The 22,146-nt window shown below is 61.3% G+C and carries 22 protein-coding genes and 1 tRNA gene; 10 read left to right on the top strand and 13 right to left on the bottom strand.

The features are described from left to right. Nucleotides 1-107: 107 nt before the first annotated feature. The 3 genes from PG887_RS06080 to PG887_RS06070 all read right to left on the bottom strand — a co-directional run bounded on the left by PG887_RS06080 (nt 108) and on the right by PG887_RS06070 (nt 2,652). Entirely contained in the window at nt 108-782 is a 675-nt protein-coding gene (locus PG887_RS06080; protein ID WP_010676046.1) for a 7-cyano-7-deazaguanine/7-aminomethyl-7-deazaguanine transporter, read from the bottom strand. 144 nt (nt 783-926) lie between these two features. Next, entirely contained in the window at nt 927-1,214 is a 288-nt protein-coding gene (locus tag PG887_RS06075) for a DUF3630 family protein (RefSeq protein ID WP_223915194.1), read from the bottom strand. A gap of 10 nt (nt 1,215-1,224) precedes the next feature. Beyond that, nucleotides 1,225-2,652, bottom strand: a complete 1,428-nt coding sequence (locus tag PG887_RS06070) for a protein adenylyltransferase SelO (RefSeq protein ID WP_270821340.1) — start codon at nt 2,650-2,652, stop codon at nt 1,225-1,227. 104 nt (nt 2,653-2,756) lie between these two features. Between PG887_RS06070 and PG887_RS06065 the strand changes: the two genes are divergently transcribed. Next, a complete protein-coding gene (locus PG887_RS06065; RefSeq protein WP_128272669.1) occupies nt 2,757-3,059 on the top strand; it encodes a c-type cytochrome in 303 nt (100 codons plus the stop codon). Between the two features lie 116 nt (nt 3,060-3,175). Here the strand turns inward: PG887_RS06065 and recQ are convergent, their stop codons facing one another. Next, a complete protein-coding gene (gene recQ, locus PG887_RS06060) occupies nt 3,176-5,011 on the bottom strand; it encodes an ATP-dependent DNA helicase RecQ (RefSeq protein WP_270821339.1) in 1,836 nt (611 codons plus the stop codon). A 131-nt stretch (nt 5,012-5,142) separates the two neighbouring features. Between recQ and PG887_RS06055 the strand changes: the two genes are divergently transcribed. Continuing rightward, entirely contained in the window at nt 5,143-5,607 is a 465-nt protein-coding gene (locus PG887_RS06055) for a thioesterase family protein (protein WP_039039661.1), read from the top strand. Nucleotides 5,608-5,730: 123 nt separating this feature from the next. Beyond that, nucleotides 5,731-6,258: an AbiTii domain-containing protein gene (locus tag PG887_RS06050; protein WP_010676052.1), complete on the top strand. Its 528-nt coding sequence runs from the start codon at nt 5,731-5,733 to the stop codon at nt 6,256-6,258. Nucleotides 6,259-6,493: 235 nt separating this feature from the next. On the opposite strand, the gene PG887_RS06045 is transcribed toward PG887_RS06050, so the two are convergent. The 9 genes from PG887_RS06045 to PG887_RS06005 all read right to left on the bottom strand — a co-directional run bounded on the left by PG887_RS06045 (nt 6,494) and on the right by PG887_RS06005 (nt 15,796). After that, nucleotides 6,494-6,570: transfer RNA gene (locus tag PG887_RS06045), tRNA-Pro, on the bottom strand. Between the two features lie 140 nt (nt 6,571-6,710). After that, nucleotides 6,711-7,436: an MOSC domain-containing protein gene (locus PG887_RS06040; protein ID WP_069784939.1), complete on the bottom strand. Its 726-nt coding sequence runs from the start codon at nt 7,434-7,436 to the stop codon at nt 6,711-6,713. A 48-nt stretch (nt 7,437-7,484) separates the two neighbouring features. Continuing rightward, nucleotides 7,485-8,327, bottom strand: a complete 843-nt coding sequence (locus tag PG887_RS06035) for an ABC transporter permease subunit (RefSeq protein WP_010676054.1) — start codon at nt 8,325-8,327, stop codon at nt 7,485-7,487. Further along, entirely contained in the window at nt 8,324-9,229 is a 906-nt protein-coding gene (locus PG887_RS06030) for an ABC transporter permease subunit (RefSeq protein ID WP_010676055.1), read from the bottom strand. Before PG887_RS06030 ends, PG887_RS06035 begins: the two co-directional genes overlap by 4 nt. Then, nucleotides 9,226-10,380, bottom strand: a complete 1,155-nt coding sequence (gene potA, locus PG887_RS06025; RefSeq protein ID WP_010676056.1) for a polyamine ABC transporter ATP-binding protein — start codon at nt 10,378-10,380, stop codon at nt 9,226-9,228. Before potA ends, PG887_RS06030 begins: the two co-directional genes overlap by 4 nt. A gap of 76 nt (nt 10,381-10,456) precedes the next feature. Then, on the bottom strand, nt 10,457-11,536 hold the full coding sequence (locus PG887_RS06020; RefSeq protein WP_221436323.1) for a polyamine ABC transporter substrate-binding protein: 1,080 nt from the start codon (nt 11,534-11,536) through the stop codon (nt 10,457-10,459). A gap of 123 nt (nt 11,537-11,659) precedes the next feature. Continuing rightward, entirely contained in the window at nt 11,660-12,757 is a 1,098-nt protein-coding gene (locus PG887_RS06015; protein ID WP_039039663.1) for a polyamine ABC transporter substrate-binding protein, read from the bottom strand. Between the two features lie 54 nt (nt 12,758-12,811). Beyond that, nucleotides 12,812-14,173, bottom strand: a complete 1,362-nt coding sequence (locus tag PG887_RS06010; RefSeq protein WP_010676059.1) for an aspartate aminotransferase family protein — start codon at nt 14,171-14,173, stop codon at nt 12,812-12,814. Between the two features lie 291 nt (nt 14,174-14,464). Then, nucleotides 14,465-15,796, bottom strand: a complete 1,332-nt coding sequence (locus PG887_RS06005) for a glutamine synthetase family protein (protein ID WP_010676060.1) — start codon at nt 15,794-15,796, stop codon at nt 14,465-14,467. Between the two features lie 462 nt (nt 15,797-16,258). Here PG887_RS06005 and PG887_RS06000 point away from each other — a divergent pair, with 462 nt between their 5' ends. The 7 genes from PG887_RS06000 (at nt 16,259) to PG887_RS05970 (ending at nt 22,073) form a co-directional block, all read left to right on the top strand. Further along, nucleotides 16,259-16,645 (top strand): TraR/DksA family transcriptional regulator, encoded by a 387-nt coding sequence (locus PG887_RS06000; protein WP_010676061.1) that lies wholly within the window; start codon nt 16,259-16,261, stop codon nt 16,643-16,645. A 156-nt stretch (nt 16,646-16,801) separates the two neighbouring features. Beyond that, nucleotides 16,802-17,662 carry a hypothetical protein gene (locus PG887_RS05995; protein WP_270821338.1) on the top strand — a complete coding sequence of 287 codons (861 nt, stop codon included), beginning with the start codon at nt 16,802-16,804 and terminating at the stop codon, nt 17,660-17,662. 332 nt (nt 17,663-17,994) lie between these two features. Beyond that, complete coding sequence (locus PG887_RS05990) at nt 17,995-18,441, top strand: Mpo1 family 2-hydroxy fatty acid dioxygenase (protein ID WP_042864753.1); 447 nt, start codon at nt 17,995-17,997, stop codon at nt 18,439-18,441. 21 nt (nt 18,442-18,462) lie between these two features. After that, entirely contained in the window at nt 18,463-18,942 is a 480-nt protein-coding gene (locus tag PG887_RS05985) for a CreA family protein (protein ID WP_045522868.1), read from the top strand. A gap of 77 nt (nt 18,943-19,019) precedes the next feature. Then, nucleotides 19,020-20,009: a 2-hydroxyacid dehydrogenase gene (locus tag PG887_RS05980; RefSeq protein ID WP_042878605.1), complete on the top strand. Its 990-nt coding sequence runs from the start codon at nt 19,020-19,022 to the stop codon at nt 20,007-20,009. A 104-nt stretch (nt 20,010-20,113) separates the two neighbouring features. After that, nucleotides 20,114-21,475, top strand: coding sequence for a molecular chaperone (gene yegD, locus PG887_RS05975; RefSeq protein WP_042878606.1), 1,362 nt, complete (start codon nt 20,114-20,116; stop codon nt 21,473-21,475). A 178-nt stretch (nt 21,476-21,653) separates the two neighbouring features. Then, nucleotides 21,654-22,073 (top strand): META domain-containing protein, encoded by a 420-nt coding sequence (locus PG887_RS05970; RefSeq protein ID WP_010676067.1) that lies wholly within the window; start codon nt 21,654-21,656, stop codon nt 22,071-22,073. Nucleotides 22,074-22,146 lie beyond the last annotated feature (73 nt).

The following is a 22,146-nucleotide window of genomic DNA, read 5'->3' as shown; positions in this document are numbered from 1 at the left end:
GTCTTTCCCGGAAAACAAGGTAACAATAATCATTCTCATTTAACTTGGCAACTCTTATTTGCCAAAAATGCAAAAAAATTGACCACCCCTGGGGGTGGTCAATCTCGTCAGGCTTGTCGCGTAGCAGCTTGCAGGCCAGCCAATCCGGCCTCCCCCACCAGCTTGCGGCTGAGATAGCGCAGCAGCACACCGTAAAGCGGCACAAACAACCCCAGACTTATCAGCAACTTGAATACGTAATCTACGGTCGCGATCTCGACCCAGTGCTCGGCCATGAAGGGATCTGTGCTGCGCCAGAAGGCGATGCTGAAGAAGGCGATGGTATCCACCAGATTGCCGAACAGGGTGGAGGCCGCCGGTGCCACCCACCAGGCTTTCAGCAGGCGCAGGCGGTTGAACACCACCACATCCATGAACTGGCCCACCAGATAGGCCATAAAGCTGGCTAACGCGATCCGGGCAACAAAGAGATTGAACTCTGCCAGATTGCCCACCCCCTGGAAGCTCCCTTCGAAGAAGAGCACCGAGAGCACGTAGGACACGGTCAATGCCGGCAGCATCACGGTCTGGATGATCTTGCGCGCCAGGCCTGCGCCGAAGATCCGCACCGTCAGATCGGTGGCCAGGAAAATGAACGGGAAGCTGAAGGCACCCCAGGTGGTGTGGAAGCCAAAGATGGTGATCGGCAGCTGCACCAGGTAGTTGCTACTGGCAATGATCAGGATGTGGAACAATGAGAGACGCATCAGTGCCGTCTGGTACTGAGCCGGAGTCAGGTTCATATTGTGACCTTTTTGGTTAATGGGGTTAGGGAACCCATATCGCCACCATGGCGATAATCAAGGGGCGAGATTATACGCCCCCAAATTGATAGTTCAATCTTTATGCGGTTATCTCAAGGGATTGACTCGCATCGCACGCCAAGCTCACTCCCGGGACTGCCGAGCCAGCCAGAGCAGCGCCTCCGCGTCGTCCGGCTGCACCGCCGCCAGCCAGCAGCCACTGTAATGTTCGTACTCGAGCCGAAAGCGGCTGCCTTCAAACTCCAGCAGCCAGCTGTGGCGATCCGCCCCCCACTCCCGCTCGAGTGCCGCCAGCTCCCACTCCTGCAACAGGACCTCGGCCAGAGTCGGGAAGCTGTCCCAGTCAAGGCCCGGGCAGGTCAGCATCACCACCCCGGCTTCCCTGTCTGTCTGCGTGATACGCCAGTTCATCTGCGGCTCCTCAACTGCTGCACGAGAGCTCGCCCCCGCAATACCAGCCCGGATGCGGGGTGGCGAGATCCTCGTATTCGGGTTGGTCATCATAGGGGTGCTGCAGGGCCACAAACAGCCGCTCGAACGGCGCCATGTCGCCCCGTTCAGCCGCCTCTATCACCTGCTGGGCCAGAGCGTTGCGCAGCACATACTTGGGATTGACCGCGTCCATCTGCCCCTTGCGCACACCATCCACGCTCCCTTCCCGGGCGAGGCGTGCCCGATAGGCCTCAAGCCACCCCTGCCAGACGGCAGGATCGGGCAACAGGGCCAGCAGGCTGGCGGGCCAGTCACCCTGAGCGGTCAATTCCCCCAGCCGTCGCAGGAAGAGGTGGTAATCCACCTTGTGCGCCGCCAGCAGCCGGAACAACTCGCGGAACAGCGCCGGATCCTCCTCTTCCCACACCGCCAGCCCCAGCTTGGCGCGCATCAGCTCGGAGTAGTGCAACATCAGCTGGTGCTCGTACTGGGCCAGGGCCGACGCGAGCGCGTCGCCATCCACATGGCCGGCCAGCGCCTGTGCCAGCTTCTGCAGGTTCCAGTATCCGACCGCAGGCTGCTGATCCAGCGCATAGCGACCATCCGGATCCGAGTGGTTGCAGACGAAGTCCGGCACATAGGCGTCGATGAAACCGTAGGGGCCGTAATCCAGGGTCAGCCCGAGCAGGGACATGTTGTCGGTGTTCATCACCCCGTGACAGAACCCCGCCGCCTGCCACTTGGCGATGAGCCGCGCGGTGCGGCGCACAACTTCGGCAAACAGCTCGGCGCCATCGGTCAGCTCGGGGAAGTGGTAACGCCGCGCATAGTCGATGAGGGCCGGGATCTTCTCCCCCTGTCCGCTCCAGGCGAAATACTCGAAGTGACCGAAGCGCAGATGGCTCGGCGCGGTGCGCAGCACGGTCGCCCCGCTCTCCACCTGCTCCCGGTAGACAGGCTCGTCACTGCCCAGCAGCACCAGAGCCCGGGTGGTGGGAATGCCGAGGGCATGCAGCGCCTCGGAAGCCAGGTACTCGCGAATGCTGGATCGCAGCACGGCACGGCCGTCGCCGAAGCGGGAGAATGGCGTCTTGCCCGCCCCTTTGAGGTGCAGGTCCCAGCGGCTGCCATCCGGCGCCAGCTGCTCCCCCAGCAGCAGGGCGCGGCCATCCCCGAGGCGCGGGCTGTAACCACCGAACTGGTGGCCCGCATAGACCTGGGCCATCGGCTGCATACCCGGCAGGGGCTGCCCCTGGCCGCAACAAGCGAGCCACTGCGCCTCGCTCACCTCCCCGAGCCCCAGCTCCCCAAGCAGCGCACGGTTCAGATGCAGCAATCTGGGGCCATGCAGCGGCTGCGGGGCAACAGGCTCGCAAGCCCAGGGGAGTTCGGTGGCAAAAGTGTTGATCAACTTCATGGTGATGGGGGTTGTCCCTGCGTATGCTCGTGTCACTCTTTATACCGCCGTCGGCTCGTCGAGGCTAACAGGCGATCACGATTATTCATTTCAAGGAGAAGACGATGCAAAAGTGGGTCTATACCCTGCCCCTGCTGGCGCTTGCCTGGGGCCATCAGGCCAAGGCGGCCGACATAGACGCAGGCAAGGCCAAATCCGTGGTCTGTGCCGCCTGTCATGGCGCGGATGGCAAGGCGAGCGTCCCGACCTACCCCCACCTCGCGGGCCAGAACCAGGCCTATTTGCTCAAGCAGATGAAGGCGTTCAAGGAGGGTTCCCGTACCGAGCCACTGATGGTTCCCTTCATGGCGATGCTGACCGAGGCGGACATGGAGAATCTGGCGGCCTATTACGCCAGCCTCAAATAATGCATGGCGCCGACCAACGGGCGCCTTTCCACTGTTTGTTGTGCCAGCCTACTTGTTGTGCCAGCCTACCGGCCTGGGCCTGCAGCGGTCGATGACAAGGTCTACCTGGGCCGACCCTACCGGCGGCAGTAGTCGATGATCAGGTCCATAAAGGCCTCACCGAAGCGCTCCAGCTTGCGGTGACCGACACCGTTGACCGCCAGCATTTCCTCCTCGGTCATCGGCATGAGCTGTGCCATCTCAACCAGGGTGGCGTCGTTGAACACCACATAGGGCGGCACCTCTTCATCCTCGGCGATCTGCTTGCGCAGGGCGCGCAGCTCCTTGAACAGCCGCTTGTCATAGTTGGCGTTGTCGAGCAGGCCGTTGCGCTTCTCCTTGCGACTGGAGATGGGCTGCAGGCGGGGGACTGCCAGTTCCAGCTTCATCTCGCCACGCAGCACGGGTCGGGCCGCTTCGGTCAGCTGCAACACCAGATTGCGGGTGATGTTCTGGGTCAGCAACCCCTTGTGGATCAGCTGGCGGATGACGCTCATCCAGTATTCGTGGCTCTGATCCTTGCCGATGCCGTAGGTCGAGAGCTTGTCGTGACCGTGATCCTTGATGCGCTGATTGAGCGAACCGCGCAGCACCTCCACCACATAACCCACCCCGAAATTCTGTCCCACCCGCCAGACGCAGGAGAGCGCCTTCCGGGCATCTTCGGTGCCGTCATAGCTCTGGGGTGGATCGAGGCAGATGTCGCAGTTGCCGCACGGCTTGTCGTTGTACTCGCCGAAGTAGTTGAGCAGCACCTGACGGCGGCAGGTCTGCGCCTCGGCGAAGGCCGCCATCACGTTGAGCTTGTACTGCTCCACCTGCAACTGCTGGGGGTTTTCGATGTTGTCGAGCAGCCGGCGCACCCGACCGATGTCGGCGGGATCGTAGAGCAGCAGCGCCTCCGCGGGAGTGCCGTCACGCCCGGCTCGGCCGGTTTCCTGATAGTAGGATTCGATGTTCTTCGGGATGTCGTAGTGCACCACGAAGCGCACGTTGGGCTTGTCGATGCCCATGCCGAACGCCACCGTCGCCACCACGATCTCGATGTCATCCTTGAGGAAGGCTTCCTGGGTCTGCTGGCGCAGCTCCAGCGGCAGCCCTGCATGATAGGGTGCCGCCTTGCAGCCGTGGCGGGAGAGCCGCTCGGCCACCTCCTCCACCCGGTTGCGGCTGGAGCAGTAGACGATGCCGCAGTTGCCCTTCTGGCTCTGCACGTAGCGCAGCAGCTGCTCGGCCGCCTTGAACTTTTCCACCAGGCTGTAGCGGATATTGGGCCGATCGAAGCTGGCGGTGTGGATGAAGGGATCGTTCAGTTCCAGCCGGTGCAGCATGTCGCTGCGGGTCGCCTCGTCGGCGGTGGCGGTGAGCGCCACCACGGGCACCTGGGGGAACCACTGCTTGAGCCGTCCCAGCGCCGCATATTCCGGCCGAAAATCGTGCCCCCACTGGGAGACGCAGTGCGCCTCGTCGATGGCGAACAGGCCGAGCGGCAGCTCCGCCAACCGGTCCATGAACTCGTGCTGCAGCAAACGCTCGGGGGAAACATAAACCAGCTTGATCTCGCCTCGGCGCATGGCGGCAAAGTTCTGGATCATCTCCTCCCGGCTCAGGGCCGAGTTGATGTAGACCGCCGCCACGCCGTTGGCGCGCAGGCTGTCAACCTGATCCTTCATCAGCGAAATGAGTGGAGAGACCACCACCCCGAGCCCGGGCCGCAGCAGCGCCGGGATCTGGTAGCAGAGCGACTTGCCACCGCCGGTGGGCTTGAGCACCAGCGCATCGCGCCCCGCGACGATCTGCTCGATGATCTCGAACTGACCCGGCCGGAACTGCTGATAGCCGAAGACCGCCTGCAGCAGGGCAAGCGGACTCTCTGGCTGGGGATCTGGCAGGGTTTCGGCAATCGCGGTCATGGGCTCTCCTTTGGGGTCGCCATTCTAAAGCAGCCGCCGCCCACAATAAACCTGCCATTGCGACTGTTAAAGAACTGTTGCAGACTGGCTGGAGTTTTTACTCGGCTTTGATGACAGGGCGGACTCAAGGAATGAAACAGATGCTCAAGAAGATGGCGCTCAGTGGCATAGCCAACCTGTTCGCCGAAAAGATGCCCTTCAACAAGCTGATCGGCATGCAAGTCACCCACTACGACTTCGATAAAGTGGAGCTGCGCATCAAGATGGAACAGAAGCTCATCGGCAACCCTTTCCACAACATACTGCACGGCGGCGTCACCGCCAGCCTGCTCGACGTGGCGGGCGGCATGATAGTCGCAGCCTCCTGCATCGACGAGCTGGAGGACTTCTCCCCCAGCTATCTCAAGGAGCGCTTCTCGCGGCTTGGCACCATCGATCTGCGGGTGGACTATCTTCGTCCCGGTCGCGGCAACGAGTTCATCGCCACCGCCCACATCATCCGGGCAGGCAGCAAGGTCGCGGTCGCCCGCATGGAGCTGCACAACGAAGAGGGCACCCACATCGCCTTCGGCACGGGCACCTACCTCGTCGGCTAATGGTTTTTATTGCATAAAAAGTGCGCTTCTAAGCTGATTTTAATCATTAGAATTCTTACCTCCTCCTCCGCTCAGGGTCCATACTGAAAGTCGGGATTCTGTGCAGAGGGAGGATTGCAGACGATGAGCGCGATACTGGCTACCCAACCATCCAGAGCCTTGCTGACACGACTTGAGGCCATGCGCGAAGAAGTGCAGACCCCAGAGTGCCGTCACTGGTTGGAACAGGAGCTGGAGGGGTATTCTCTCTGTTCACCCCTACCCTGGTATCGCATCATTGCCTGTCGGCAACGCGGTCACTTCCTGAATCTGAAGACGGGGAAATATCTGACTTGCCATATCGGCAGCCAAACGCTAAGCCAACGCGACCTGGCCCAAGTTCAGTTCATCTATGCCCGTGAACCCGCCGCCCACTATTTACTGCGTCACGATTCCCATATCGAGCCCTGGCCGGAATCACTGCTGGAAGCGTATCGAGAGCAGCTGATCCCTGGTCATCTCTGCCTGCAAGCCTGGCATGAGCCCGTGTCTTCGCTGCGTTCACAACTGATGGAGGGAATAGCACATTTCATTAGTGAGTACCCCAAGCATGCGGCCCTGCAAACCCAACACGGTTTCAAGGCATTGCGGCATCAACACTGGCATATCTGAATGAGCGCCTGGGGCGCAAGGAGGGCACCATCGACAAGACCCATAACGAGATTGTCACAATCTAGAGTGCCGGAGTCAGGATCAGACTCCACCAGTGGGGCCACCGAGCGGTGGCCCTTTTAGTTGGGCAAATGAGGGAGATCGGAGCAGTAGAAGCAATCGACAATGGAAATGTCAGCTTTGCTTCAACAAACCAAATGCGAAAAGGCCGCTCATTGAGCGGCCTTTTCAAATGTGGTCGGTGTGAGAGGATTCGAACCTCCGACCCCTTCGTCCCGAACGAAGTGCGCTACCAAGCTGCGCTACACACCGATGTCTGCGGGGCGAGAATTTACCGAAAGCCCCGACCCGACACAAGCCTTTTTTTGCATTCACTCTAAAAAAATGGCTTTACGCTCAATAATTCAGCGAGTCGCAGTAAAAAACGCCGCAAGGTATCTTTCCGCCTGCCTTCAGCCCTGTCGAGGCAACCTGAACTCGGTCGGCCCCAGCAAACGCCGGCTCCAATCCGCCACCACACCATGTTCAAGCCAATGGGCCGCATGCTGGCGCCAGTTGGGAGAGAGCGCCGGGTTCTCCAGCAGCAGTTGCAGATCGTCCTCATTGCGGGCCTGGTTGAACAGGATATCGGCGGTGCGCTTCACCGTCAGCTCAGGGTAGGGTCTGTCCACCAGTGTCAGCTCCCCCTGCGGATCCACCCTTCCCTCTTCCAGCACCCGCAGCAGCCAGCCACAGCGACCACTCAGCTGCATCACCTGGGAGAGCTGGCCATAGCCAAAGCGCTGGTTGAGCTTGAAACAGGGGGATCTGGGCTGGCTTATCTGGATCAGCGCCTCCCCAAGTCGATAGACATCGCCAATGCAGGCCTGCGCCTCCGTCAGCCCCGAACCAGAGAGATTCTCGCCAAAGGCGGCAGGCTGCCAGGGTGTGCGTGGTACAGGCAGTCCCAGAGCGGTTTGCCAGGTTTTCCACCAGGCGTAGTGCTCCACAGGGTAATGGTGCAGGGCCCGATCCGGGCCGCCATGATGGCGTCTGTCGCTCTGCTCATCCCCGCGAAGGCCGAGGAAATCGCACCACAGAGGGGCGTCGGCAGGCTGCTTGTGGATGGCACTGATGAGACCAGGGGCCTGCTCTGGGTTCAGTTCAGCACTCTGGCCGATGAAGAGGGAGATCCGCATTCCATTCTCCTGACGGATGGGGGAATACGGATCTTATCACGGGGCAGGTCAGGCAACTGCCTGCATCTGGGTGGTCATGGCGATTTCGGCACGGCGGCGTTTCTCCGCCCGGGCCATCAGATACCAGCTACCGAAGGTGAACAGGGATACCGACAGCAGGATCAGACTCGCGATGGCGTTGATCTCGGGCTTCACGCCGAGACGCACCGCCGAGAACACCTCCATCGGCAAGGTGGTCGAACCCGGGCCGGAGACGAAGCTCGCCAGCACCAGGTCATCCAGCGACAGGGCAAACGACATCATGCCACCCGCCGCCAGCGACGGGGCGATCATCGGGATGGTGATCAGGAAGAACACCTTCCACGGCTTGGCACCCAGGTCCATGGCCGCCTCCTCAATGGAGAGATCCAGCTCCCGCAGCCGCGCCGACACCACGATCGCCACATAGGCGGTACAGAAGGTGGTATGTGCTATCCAGATGGTCAGCATGCCCCGCTCCGCGGGCCAACCCACCAGCTGGGCCATGGCCACGAACAGCAGCAGCAGGGAGAGACCGGTGATCACCTCGGGCATCACCAGCGGCGCCGTCACCATGCCGCCGAACAGGGTCCGGCCACGGAAGTGAGGGATCCGGGTCAGCACGAAGGCCGCCACCGTCCCCAGCGCCACCGCCGCGATGGCAGTGTAGAAGGCGATCTCCAGGGAGCGGAACACGGACCCGATCAACTGTTTGTTGTCGAGCAGGCCGAAGTACCACTTGAGCGACCAGCCCCCCCACACCGTCACCAGCTTGGAGGCGTTGAAGGAGTAGATGACCATGATGATCATTGGCAGGTAGATGAACAGCAGCCCCAGCCACAGCATCAGCTTGGCAAAACCGAAACGTCTCATGCCTTGCCCTCCAGCTCTTTGGCCTGGTTGCGGTTGAACAGGATGATGGGAATGATCAGAACCGCCAGCATCACCACCGCCAGGGCGGAGGCCACCGGCCAGTCACGGTTGTTGAAGAACTCCTGCCACAACACCTTGCCGATCATCAGGGTCTCCGGGCCACCCAGCATCTCGGGGATGACGAACTCGCCCACCACCGGGATGAAGACCAGCATGCAACCGGCGATGATGCCGTTCTTGGAGAGTGGCACCGTGATCTGCCAGAACCGGGTCAGGTTGCGGGCACCCAGATCGGAGGCCGCCTCCAGCAGGCTCTGGTCGTGCTTGACCAGGTTGGCATAAAGCGGCAGCACCATGAACGGCAGGTAGGAGTAAACGATGCCGATATAGACCGCCAGGTTGGTATTGAGGATCTGCAGCGGTTCGTCGATCACCCCGATGCCCAGCAGGACGCTGTTGAGCAGGCCGTTGTTGCTGAGGATCCCCATCCAGGCGTAGACCCGGATCAGGATCGCCGTCCAGGTCGGCATCATGATGAGCAGCAGCAGAACGGTCTGGGTCTCCTTGTTGGCCCGCGAAATGGCGTAAGCCATGGGATAACCGATCAACAGGCAGAGCAGGGTGCTGACCAGGGCTATCTTGAGGGACCCCAGATAAGCCGCGATGTAGAGCTCATCCTCCTGCAGCAGCAGGTAGTTGCCCAGGTTGAGCAGTATGGTGAGCTGATTGTCTGCCCAGCTCACCACGTCCGTGTAGGGCGGGATGGCCACGTCCGCTTCGGCGAAGCTGATCTTCACGACGATGATGAAGGGCAGCAGGAAGAAGAGGAACAGCCAGAAGAAGGGGATGCCGATGACCAGCTGCCGCCCTCCCACCTGTTTGAGTCGTCTCAATGCCTTCATGATTGCAGCACCACGCCGCTGTCATCTTCCCAGTAGAGGAACACCTGGTCATCCCAGGTCGGCCGTTTGCCGTGGCGTTCGGCATTGGCGATGAAAGCCTGAACGATTTTGCCCGAGGGCAACTGGATGTGATACACGGAATGGCCGCCCAGATAGGCGATGTCATAAACCTCGCCCTTGGTCCAGTTGAAGTCCGGATGCTCGATCTCTTCCGGCTTTTGCAGGCTCATCAGCAGTTTTTCCGGACGCAGGGCATAGGTGACCTTCTTGTTCTCCGCCCGAGAGCTGATGCCGTGACCCACATAGATGGGCTGCTCCAGATCCGCACAGGCGATGATGGCGTGGTCCTGCTCATCCTCCACCAGCAGGCCGTCAAACAGGTTGACGTTGCCGATGAACTCGCACACCAGCCGGCTGGCCGGGGTCTCGTAGATGTCCATCGGGCTGCCGATCTGCTCGATGCAACCGAGGTGCATGATGGCGATCCGCTCGGCCATGGTCATGGCTTCTTCCTGATCGTGGGTCACCATGACGCAGGTCACGCCCACCCGCTCGATGATCTCGACCAGCTCGAGCTGCATGGTGGAGCGCAGCTTCTTGTCCAGCGCCCCCATGGGCTCGTCCAGCAGCAGCAGCTTGGGACGCTTGGCCAGGGAACGGGCCAGGGCCACCCGCTGACGCTGACCACCGGAGAGCTGGTGCGGCTTGCGACGGGCGTACTGGGTCATCTGCACCAGCTTGAGCATCTCTTCCACCCGGGCATCGATCTCCGCCTTGGGCAGGCCATCCTGCTTGAGGCCGAAGGCGATGTTCTGGGCCACCGTCATGTGGGGGAACAGGGCATAGGACTGGAACATCATGTTGATGGGGCGTTCATAGGGCGGCATGTCGGTAATGTCGACGCCGTCGAGGAACAGCCGTCCTTCCGTGGGTCGCTCGAACCCGGCCAGCATCCGCAGCAAGGTGGACTTGCCGGAGCCGGACCCACCCAGCAGGGCGAAGATCTCGCCCTTGTGGATGTTGAGAGACACGTTGTCGACCGCCAGCGTTTCGTCGAACTGCTTGCTTACCCTGTCTATTTTGACCAGCACTTCTTTACGCTGCTGGCTGCCCTCGAGGGCTTTCTTGTAGGCACTGGAGGCTATCGCCATTACCAAACTCCCAAAGGTGATTCCGGCCTGGGCCGATCCATCAATACAATCTGGCGCCCCGGGATGGGCGCCAAGGTTAGGTTCCGGATTTGATCTTGGTCCAACTCCGGGTGATCAGGCGCTGCACCGAACGGGGATGTGCTTCCTGCACATACAGACGCTCAAGCACCGCCTGGGGGGGATAGACTGACTCGTCCTCGCGCACGGCCTTGTCCATGAACTCTCCCGCCTTGATGTTCGGGTTCGCGTAACCCACATAGTCGCTCACCTTGGCGATGACCTGCGGTTCGAGAATGTAGTTGATCAGGGCGTGAGCCTCTTTCACGTTGGTGGCATCGGCCGGGATCGCCATCATGTCGAACCAGAGATTGCCACCCTCCTTGGGGATGCTGTAGGCAATATTGATCCCCTTGCCCGCCTCCTCGGCCCGGGACGCCGCCTGCAGGATGTCGCCGGAGAAACCCGCCGCCACGCAGATGTTGCCGTTGGCGAGGTCACCGATGTACTTGGAGGAGTGGAAGTAGGCCACATAGGGGCGCACCTTGAGCAGCTGCTCTTCGGCCCGCTTGATGTCCGCCGGCTCATGGCTGTTGGGGTTGAGCCCAAGGTAGTTGAGGGCAGCCGGGATCATCTCGTCCGCCGAATCGAGGAAGGCCACGCCGCACTGGGAGAGCTTCTTCATGTTTTCCGGCTCGAAGATGGTCGCCCAGGAGTCAATCTTGTCGACACCCAGCACTTCCTTGATCTTGTCGACGTTGTAGCCGATGCCGTTGGTACCCCAGAGGTAGGGCACGGCGTACTGATGGCCCGGATCCACCTTCTCGAGCTGCTTGAGCAGCAAGGGGTCCAGGTTGCTCAGGTTTGGCAGCAGGGTGAGGTCCAGCTTCTGGAAGGCCCCCGCCTTGATCTGCTTGGCCAGGAAATTGTTGGAGGGCACGACCAGATCGTAGCCGGTGCGTCCGGTCAGCAGCTTGCCTTCCAGCGTCTCGTTGGAGTCAAACACGTCGTAGACGGTCTTGATCCCGGTCTTCTGCTGAAAGTCACTGAGGGTGGTCTCGCCGATATAATCGGACCAGTTGTAAAAATGAACCACAGGGGCTGCCTGGGTCAGATTTGCAAACCCCAGGGTCAGGGCCAGCGTTGCCATCTTGGTCATGTGCACTTATCAGTCCTCATTTGTGTGATTTTGCCAGTCGCGCATCCATACGCGCCGTCCAACCTGTCGGGTGGTCACCACCCTCCCGGCCGAACTGCGGACCGGGAGGGGTACTCGTCACTCTTACTTGCCTGACTTGATCTTGGTCCAGCTGCGGGTCATCAGACGCTGCACCTTGGCCGGCAGATCCGGGAAGGTGTAGATCTTCTTGAGGGTATCCGGCGTCGGGTAGATACCCGGGTCGGTACGGATCGCCTCGTCCACCAGCGGCGTGGCCGCCTTGTTGCCGTTCGGGAACTGCACCACGTTGGTGATGTTCGCGATCACGTCCGGCTTCATCAGGTAATTGATGAAGGTGTGGGCCGCCTCGACGTTCTTGGCATCCGCCGGGATGGCGATCATGTCGAAGAAGCTGCCTGCCCCCTCTTTCGGAATGGTGTAAGTCAGGCTGACACCGTTCTTGGCCTCGGCGGCACGCGCCTTGGACTGCTGCAGGTCACCGGAGTAACCCACTGCCACGCACAGGTTGCCGTTGGCCAGATCCGAAATGTACTTGGAGGAGTGGAAATAGGCGGTATAGGGACGGATGGAGAGGAACAGCTCCTCTGCCTTCTTCAGCTCATCCGGCTTCTGGCTGTCCGGCTTGAAGCCCAGGTATTGCAGGGCGGCCGGCAGCATTTCGGTCGGCGAGTCGAGGAAGGAGACACCGCACTCCTTCAGCTTGGCCATGTTCTCCGGCTTGAACACCAGATCCCAGGAGTCCACCGGGGCATCGGCCCCCAGCACGGCCTTCACCTTCTCGGCGTTGTAGGCATAGCCGATGGTGCCCCACAGGTAAGGGATGGAGTATTGGTTGCCCGGATCGCTCGGTTCGAGCGCCTTGAGCAGGTCGACGTCCAGGTTCTGCCAGTTGGAGAGTTTGGACTTGTCCAGCTTCTGGAAGACACCTGCCTTGATCTGCTTGGCCAAGAAGGGGTTGGACGGTACGACGATGTCATAGCCCGACTTGCCTGCCAGCAACTTGGCTTCCAGCACTTCGTTGCTGTCGAACACGTCGTAGACCACCTTGATGCCCGTCTCCTTCTGGAAGTTTTCCAGCGTATCCGGCGCGATGTAGTCGCTCCAGTTGTAGACGTGCAGCACCTTCTCGTCGGCCATCGCCCCGGTACTCATCATGACCAGCGCCACGGAAGCAGCCATCATTCCCTTTTTAAAAGACATAGTCCTTGTCTCCTAAGCAAATTGTATGCGTAAGCCAACCTGCCCGGTTCCCGCCTATTCCCGCAGCTTTGCAGCCGTCAGGTCCAGACTGAGCCTGGCCAGTTTGACCAATTCATCCACCTGTTCCTCGGTGATCACCAAGGGGGGCGATATGATCATGGTATCGCCGACAGCCCTCATCACCAAGCCATTGTTAAAACAGAACTCCCGACAGGTCATCCCGGCATGGAGCTCGGCCGGGAAGCGACGTTTCGTCTGCTTGTCCTGCACTATTTCCAGCGCGGCGACCAGGCCTTTTCCACGGGTTTCCCCCACCAGCGGATGGTCCGCCAGCTCAGCCCAGCGGCGCTGCAAATAGGGGCCGATACTATCATGAACTCGCTTAACTATGCTCTCCCTTTGCATAAGCTGGATGTTGGCAATGGCCACGGCGCAGGCGACCGGATGGCCGGAATAGGTGAAGCCATGGTTGAACTCGCCCCCCTCTTCCACCAGCACCCTGGCAACCCTGTCCCCCACCATCACGGCGCCCATCGGCAGATAGCCGGAGGTAATGCCCTTGGCCAGGCACATGAGGTCGGGTTTGATGCCAAAACCTTCACTGGCAAACCAGTGACCGGTGCGGCCAAAGCCGCAGATCACCTCGTCGGCGATAAGCAGGATGCCGTACTGGTCGCAGATGCGCTGGATCTCGGGCCAGTAGCTCTCGGGGGGAATGATGACCCCCCCCGCACCCTGGATAGGCTCGCCGATGAAGGCGGCCACCTTGTCCACCCCCAGTGCCAGGATCTTCTCTTCCAGCTGGCGGGCACGGGCCAGACCGAACTCGTGGGCGCTCATGCCCTCTCCCTCACCGAAGTGATAGGGCTGGTCGATGTGTACTATGCCCGGAATGGGCAAGCCGCCCTGGGCGTGCATCCCCTTCATGCCGCCCAGACTGGCCCCCGCCACGGTGGAGCCGTGATAGGCATTGTGGCGGCTGATGATCACCTGCTTGTCAGGTTGTCCCTTGCTGGCCCAGTAGTGGCGCACCATGCGCAGCACGGTGTCGTTGCACTCGGAACCCGAGCCGGTGAAGAAGACGTGGTTGAGGTGGGAAGGGGTGATCTCGGCCAGCAGGGTGGCCAGCTCGGCAGCAGGGGGGTGGCTGGTCTGGAAGAAGAGGTTGTAGTAGGGCAGTTGCTGCATCTGGCGAGTGGCGGCATCCACCAGCTCCTGACGGCCGTAGCCCATGTTGACGCACCACAGACCCGCCATCCCGTCCAGAATGCGCTTGCCTTCGGAGTCTTCCAGATAGACGCCTTCGGCCTTGGTGATGATGCGACTGCCCTTCTTGTTCAGGGCCTGAAAATCGGTAAACGGATGCAGATGATGGCTGGCTTCCAGTTGCTGCCACTCACGGGTGGTGTGCTGCATTGCTTGCTCCTCGGTTCCTTCGATTCGGCGAATCTTGTCGCCATTCATGAGGGCGCGGGTGGCCTGCCCGGTCACTGCCATTCACGGGGCTGGCGCTCTCTTGCCTGCTCGATGCCTTTCCATGGGGCGAACATCGTCGCCAGTTGATTGCAGGTGACGCCCCTCTCCATTGCGGGAGCGGGCCTCACCTATACTCGGTGCCTTCCGGGTCGCGGGCGCCGCCGCGAGGCGGGCCTTCGGCCCCTTGCTTGCGATATGACGGGGAGAGGCCTCGCCTCCCCCGGGGACAGATCAGACGTTCAGCAGCAGGAATTCCCGTTCCCAGCGGCTGATCACGCCGAAATAGGTCTCGTACTCCTTGCGTTTGACGGCCACGAAGGCGCGGATGAAGCGCTCCCCCAGCATGTCCTTGATGGGTTCACACTGCTCCAGGTGGCTCAGCGATTCCTCCAGCGAGCGGGGCAGGCTGTAGGGCAGGTCATAGGCACTCGCCTTCATCTCCTGCATGGGTTCGAGCTTCTCCAGCATGCCGAGGTAGCCGCAGGCCAGGGTGGCGGCCAGGGCCAGATACGGGTTGGCATCGGCCCCGGCGAAGCGGTTCTCGACCCGGCGTGCACTCGGTTCGGAGAAGGGGACCCGCAGGCCGCAGGTGCGGTTTTCCACACCCCACTGCACGTTGCGCGGCGCACTCTCGCCAAAGGTGAGGCGGCGGTAGGAGTTGACGTTCGGCGCCAGCAGGGCGGTCACTGCCGGGGTGTATTTCTGCAGGCCGGCGATGAAGTGCATGAACAGATCGGAGTTGCCCCCTTCGCTGGTACCAAACAGGTTGTTGCCATCCATGTCTTCCAGGCTCTGGTGGATGTGCATGGCGGAACCCGGTTCGTTGCTCATGGGCTTGGCCATGAAGGTGGCATAGATGCCGTGGCGATGGGCGGCCTCGCGCATGGTGCGCTTGAACAGAAACACCTGGTCGGCGAGATCGATGGCATCCCCGTGCAGGAAGTTGATCTCCATCTGGGCGGCACCGGATTCGTGGATCAGGGTGTCCACCTCCAGCTCCTGGGCCTCGCAGTAGTCGTACATGTCCTCGAAGATGGGGTCGAATTCGTTCACCGCATCGATGCTGAACGACTGGCGGGCCGTTTCCGGGCGGCCGTTGCGGCCCACCGGCGGCACCAACGGATAGTCGGGATCTTCGTTGCGGGTCACCAGGTAGAACTCCAGCTCCGGCGCCACCACCGGCTTCCAGCCCTGCTTCTCGTAGAATGACAGAACCCGGCGCAGCACGGAGCGGGGAGCGATGTCGATGAGCTTGCCGTTGACGTCAAAGCAGTCGTGGATCACCTGGGCGGTGGGCTCCAGCGCCCAGGGTACGAAACGAATGGTGTTGGGATCGGGATAGAGCTGCATGTCCCGCTCCAGCGGGTCTATCATGCTGTCGTCATCCGGGTACTCGCCGGTCACCGTCTGGGTGAAGATGACCTCGGGCAGCCGCATGCCCCCCTCGCGCAGAAACTTGTTGGCTGGAATGATCTTGCCTCGGGCATTGCCGGTGAAATCCGGAAACAGGCACTCCACTTCCGTGATGCGATTGCTCTCCATCCAGCCCTTGATACTGTCCATGTTAAACCCCGACTTTACGGTTGCCATTGTCAAGGGTGTCTAATATAAGGAACACCCTTGTTAAGAAAATGTAATCGACCACACCATAAAAGCCCGTGATAAAGGCCTTTGTCAAGCAACGGTGTTTAAAAAACTATAAACAACGGCCTGTATAATGACCAGCGCGGCACCAAATACTAAACACTTTGTGTCACGATCAGCCCACTGCAAGCTCGATGCCAACGGCGGCGGGATCTCGTTCGATACTCAGTCAGACCCTGTCGGAGAAGGCCCATTTCTTTGCAAGGGCGCACACTCCTTATCCAATTTCCTTTGCATGTCTGCATTTTTTTGGTACAAGGCCCGCCCTGATTTGCACTCTCCTGCATGGATTTGGTGCAAAACAGGATACAAGGGCTTGGTCTGACGACAGACAGCCCCCATCAATGGGTAACATTGGGAAACTGACTGGTAGCAAACCGTATGTGTGATTTCATGACAGAAGACCAACTGACCTTCTACAAAGGCCAGATCGAGCGACAAATCCTTGAGCTCGAAGAACGTCTCAACTCCCAGGCCAGCCAGGCTATCGCCACCGATACCAACGAGATGGCGGATGAAATTGACCGTGCCAGTGTCGAGGAGGCCCGTCGCCTGGAGCTGAACCGCATCGAGCACGACAAGTTGCACCTGCGCAAGCTGAAAGGGGCGTTGAAGCGGATCAATGAAGGGGATTTCGGCTATTGCGAATCCTGTGGCGACGAGATCTCTCTCAAGCGGCTGCAGGCCCGTCCCGAGTCCCGCTTCTGTGTTGAATGCCAGAGCACCAAGGAATTCAACGACACTCACGTGTTCCGTCGCGTCGCCTGATGCGGCGAACAAGCCCGGCCTCGGTACGAGGCGGGCACAGGGCAGGCCACGCCCGAAGATGACGCGGCCGGGTGATCCCCGGCCCCTTTCACAGCAAGAGCGTGACAACTTCTGTTAGACTCCGGGCAAGTCCCGGATCCTACAGGAGATCAAAGCGTGAAATGGCTCATCAGGCTGTGCTTGTGCCTGCCATTGCTGGCACAAGCACAGACGCTCACCGTCAAGGTCCCCAGCCGACCGATCAACGATCTCGACAACGAATACCAGCTCAAGCTGCTGGAACTGGCGCTCAACCACGCCGGGCAGCCCTACAAGCTGGAGCGGGTCGACCTCAATCTCAACCAGTACAGCCTCCAGCAGGCGCTTGCCAAGGGCAAGGTCATCAATGTGTTCTGGATAGGTACCTCCAGCGCGCTGGAATCCTCCATCACCGCAGTGCCAATCCCGCTGTTTCGTGGCCTGGAAGGGCTGCGCCTCTCCTTCATCCACGCCGATGCCCAGGAGCGGTTCAACCAGATCAACACCCTGGCAGACCTCAAGAAACTGAAAGCCGCCCAGGGGGTGGGCTGGGCCGACAACAAGATCCTGGAACTGGCAGGCATTCCCACCTATGCCGGGCGCTACAGCAACCTGTTTCGCCTGATGAATGACGGCGACAAGCTGGATTTCTTCCCTCGTGGCCTGGTGGAAATCTTCGCCGAACGCAGCGAGCTGGCGGCACAATATCCCAACCTGGTGATCGATCAGCACCTGCTGATCCGCTACCCCTTCGCCGAGTTCTTCTTCGTCAGCCCGGAGTCGCCGAAGCTGGCCAAGGCGATCCAGACCGGCCTCGAGCGTGCCTATGCCGACGGCAGCTTCATGGCGTTCTTTCGGGAGAACCCCAAGATCCGCGAGGCCCTGGCCAGCGCGAATCTGGAGCAGAGAGTTACCATCGCCCTGCCCAATCCCGACATGACCCCCTTGCTCAAAAGCATTCCGGCCCAATATTGGGAATATCCACCGTCGCAGGAGTAAACGGATACGATATCCGGCGTTGAGAATATCCACCGCTGCGAGCATGAGCAGACACGGTCTCCGACGTTGGGAATATTCACCGCTGCGAGCGTGAACGGACACGATATCTGGCGTTGAGAATATCCACCGCTGCGAGCATGAGCGGACACGGTCTCCGACGTTGGGAATATCCACCGCTGCGAGCATGAACGGACACGGTATCCCGGCATTGGGAATATCCGCCGCCGGGAGCGTGATCAGCCGCGGGTCATCCCATCCGGTGGGCGCAGCCCGCCGCAGACGCACAGGAACGCGAGGTCGCCCGGCCTCAATACGCGCACCAGGGAGGTGCCATGAAACGACTGGATGACTGGTTTCGCGACTACGGCCAGAGCCATCAACACCCCGTCAATGTGGCCATCCACAAGGTGGCGGTGCCAGGCATCTACCTCTGCATCCTGGCACTGCTCTGGTGCCTGCCCGCCGGTCCCCTGCCAGCGTCCCTCAACTGGGCGGGGCTGGTGGCCATCCCGGTGCTGGTCTTCTACCTGCGGCTGTCGTTGACGATCTTTACGGGGATGACGGCCCTGACCGCCCTGGGACTGGCCTTCTGCCACGTCTGGCAGGGGCCGCTGCTGTGGCCTGCCCTCATCGGGTTCGTGCTGTTCTGGATAGCCCAGTTCGTCGGTCACCATATCGAGGGGAAACGCCCCTCCTTTCTCACCGACCTGCAATTTCTGCTGGTAGGCCCCGCCTGGGTGCTGGCCAGCCTCTATCGTCGTTTGGGCATCCCCTTCTGAGGGAGGCCAACAGGAGAGACCATGAGACATCTTCAGACCCTTGCTCGCACCCTGCCCCTGCTGCTGGGGGCACTGATGGCCGGCCCGGTGCTGGCCGACAAGGCCGATCCCGTCGGCGAGGTGAGCACCGCCTTCAAGCTGCTCGGCCCCAACCACAAGATCCTGGTGGAAGCGTTCGACGACCCGAAAATCACCGGTGTCGCCTGCTATCTGGCCCGCCCCAAGACAGGGGGCGTCAAGGGCGGACTCGGGCTGGCGGAGGATCCCTCCCACGCCTCCCTCTCGTGCCACCAGATCGGCCCCATCACCCTGCCCGCCAGGCTGAAGGCGGGGGAAGAGGTGTTCGACGTCAGCACCTCGCTGGTGTTCAAGGAGCAGAAGGTGGTGCGTTTTTACGACGAGAAGCGCAATGCCCTTGTCTATCTGACTTACAGCACCAAGTTGGTGGATGGTTCGTACAAGAGTGCAGTGAGTGCCGTCCCCATCATGCCCTGGGGTTGAAACAGCACCACTTATCCCGTGATGACGGTCACTATTTGTTGTAATTTAACCACATCATTATCTACGGAGAGCGCACCATGAGAGTCGCCGTTTTCAGTACCAAGAGCTACGACAAGGAACATTTCCACCAGGCCAACGCCCAGTACGGTTTCGATCTGGAGTTCTTCGACGTGCGGCTGGAGGCCAAGACGGCCCGTCTCGCCCACGGCTTCCCCGTGGTCTGCCTGTTCGTCAACGATGATGCCGACCGCGAAGTGCTGACCGAGCTGGCGCAGTACGGCACCAGGGTCATCGCCCTGCGCTGCGCCGGTTACAACAACGTGGATCTGGCCGCCGCCAAGGAGCTGGGACTCAAGGTGGTGCGGGTGCCTGCCTACTCCCCCGAGGCCGTTGCCGAACATGCGGTGGGCCTGATGATGACCCTCAACCGCCGCATCCATAAGGCGTATCAGCGCACCCGGGACGCCAACTTCTCCCTGGAGGGGCTGGTCGGCTTCAACATGCATGGCCGCACCGCCGGCATCATAGGCACCGGCAAGATCGGCATCGCCACCTTGCGCATCCTCAAGGGGTTCGGCATGCGCCTGCTGGTGAGCGATCCCTATCCGAACCAGGCGGCCATCGATCTGGGCGCCGAGTACGTGGATCTCGATACCCTGTTCCGTCAGTCCGATGTCATCAGCCTGCACTGCCCCCTGTTCAAGGAGAACTATCACCTGCTGAACAAGGAGGCCTTCGCCAAGATGAAGGACGGGGTGATGATCATCAACACCAGCCGGGGCGGCCTGCTCGACTCCAACGCCGCCATCGAGGCCCTCAAGACCTCCCGCATCGGCGCCCTGGGGCTGGACGTCTACGAGGAGGAGGAAGACCTCTTCTTCGAGGACAAGTCCAACGAGGTGATCACCGACGACGTCTTCCGCCGCCTGTCTGCCTGCCACAACGTGCTGTTCACCGGCCACCAGGCCTTCCTGACCCGGGAGGCACTGCACGCCATCGCCGACACCACCCTCAGCAACATCCAGGCCATCGAGAGCCAGGGCCGCTCTGACAACGAAGTGGAGTGATCCCTGAGGCGTTGTCGCCACGCCATTGATCCCGCCGCCGGGTTGTGAGACCCGGCGGCATCGGGTAGGCTACCAGCCCTTTTTTGTACAGGAGTCTGGCCAGCATGTTCATCGGATTTGATTACGGTACCTCCAACTGTGCCGTCGCCGTGATGGAACAGGGCAGCCCCAGGCTGCTGACCCTCTCCGGTTCCCATTACCTTCCCTCCACCCTGCACGCCCCCCACCGGGACGCCATCGCCGGCCTCCTGGCCGAAGGGCTGGCCCCCGTCCAGCAGAGCGAATACCTCAAGCTGCGCGGTCCCGTGGTGACCCGGGCACAGGCGGTGCGCCGCCAGATGCGCGAAGAGGGACTCATCGACGAGCTGAGCTTCGGCGGTGCGGCGCTGGCGCGCTATCTGGAAGAGCCGGACGAGGGCTACTACATCAAGTCCCCCAAATCCTTTCTCGGGGCCTATGGCCTCAAGGCTCCCCAGATCGCCCTGTTCGAGGACATTGTCTGCGCCATGATGCTGCACGTGCGCCGGGAGGCGGAGCAGCAGACGGGCAGCACCATCCGCCAGGCGGTGATCGGCCGACCGGTCAACTTCCAGGGACTGGCGGGGGAAGAGAGCAACCGCCAGGCCATCGCCATCCTGAGCGAGGCGGCACGCCTCGCCGGGTTCGAGCGGGTGGAGTTCCTCTATGAGCCGGTGGCCGCCGGCTTCGAGTTCGAAGCGCGCCTCACCGAGGATGCGGTGGTGCTGGTGGTGGACATCGGGGGCGGGACCACCGACTGCTCCGTACTGCGCATGGGCCCGAGCCACCGTGACCAGCTGGATCGCAGCGGCGATCTGCTCGGTCACAGCGGCCAGCGCATCGGGGGCAACGACTTCGACATCCGCCTGACCGTGGAGGGCATGATGCCGCTGCTCGGCATGCACGAGACCCTCAAGACCGGCAAGCCACTGCCTCATCCCCTGTTCTGGGACGCCGCCGCCATCAATGACGTCAGTGCCCAGAGCCGTTTCTACAGCCTGGATACAGCACGTCAGTTGCAGGATCTCCAGCTCGACAGCCAGCCAGGCAGCAAGCTCCCGCGCCTTGCCAGCCTGCGGGCCCACAAGCTGAGCCATCAACTGGTGTGGCGCGCCGAGCAGGGCAAGATCGCCCTCTCCGACCACGAGCACAATCACCAGACCCTGAACGAGCTGGAAAAAGGGCTGGAGGCGGCACTCACCCGCCCCCAGCTGGCCAGTGCTTCCGCCCCCTTGCTGGAGAAGATTGGCGAGCTGATGGACGAGGCTATCCTGGCGGCAGGCGTGCAGCCTGACCGGGTCTTCGTCACCGGCGGCAGTGCCCGCTCCCCCCTCATCAAGGCCTTCATCCAGCAGAAACTGCCCAAGGTACCGCTGGAGGGGGGTGATGACTTCGGTTCGGTGGCCTCGGGCCTCGCCCGCTATGCCGAGCGCCTGTTTGCGGACTGAGACGGCCAGGGGAGCCATGGGCAACCGGTAGACAGGTTCGCTCGGGGCGGGTGTTGCCATTTGCCGACACCCCCTCTTCCCCCGGGGCGACAGAAGCGGTCGGGCTCCTCCCCCCTCGCCCTGCCGCCCGGGCCCGGGGACGGGTATGCTTGTCATACCCACCACCGGAGCCCCTTCAATGCCCAGATACCTGCTACTGCTGCTCGCCCTGCTTCTGCTCAGCGCCTGCAGCAGTGCTCCCCGCTTTGCCTCGCAAGACCTGCAACACCATCACTGGGTGCTCGATCGGCTGGATGGCCAGGCCATCGCCAGCCGCCGCAGCAATCCCCCCGACATCGAGATCGGTGAGCACTTCACCGTCAACGGCATCGCCGGTTGCAACCGCTACTTCGGCCAGGGTCACCTCAAGGGGAACAAGCTCTGGGTCACCAGCCTCGGCAGCACCGCCATGGCCTGCCCCCCCGAACTCGATCTGATAGAGCAGGCCGTGCTCGCCACCCTGACGGAGGGGGCAACACTGAGCGGTTCCACCCAGACCCTGATCCTCCAGGGAAAACGGCACCGTTTGGAATACAGGCTGCAAGACTGGGTGTACTAGGCTGTGTTCTCAAAATGCTGGTTTTCTGTCCACACATAACTCGCGCAAGTAGCGAAGGCAGAAAGCCAGTTTG

This window comes from Aeromonas sp. QDB14, assembly GCF_027707845.1.
Classification (GTDB): domain Bacteria; phylum Pseudomonadota; class Gammaproteobacteria; order Enterobacterales; family Aeromonadaceae; genus Aeromonas; species Aeromonas caviae.
The sequence above is the reverse complement of the archived record's forward strand: the minus strand, read 5'-3'. Positions and strand labels throughout refer to the sequence as shown.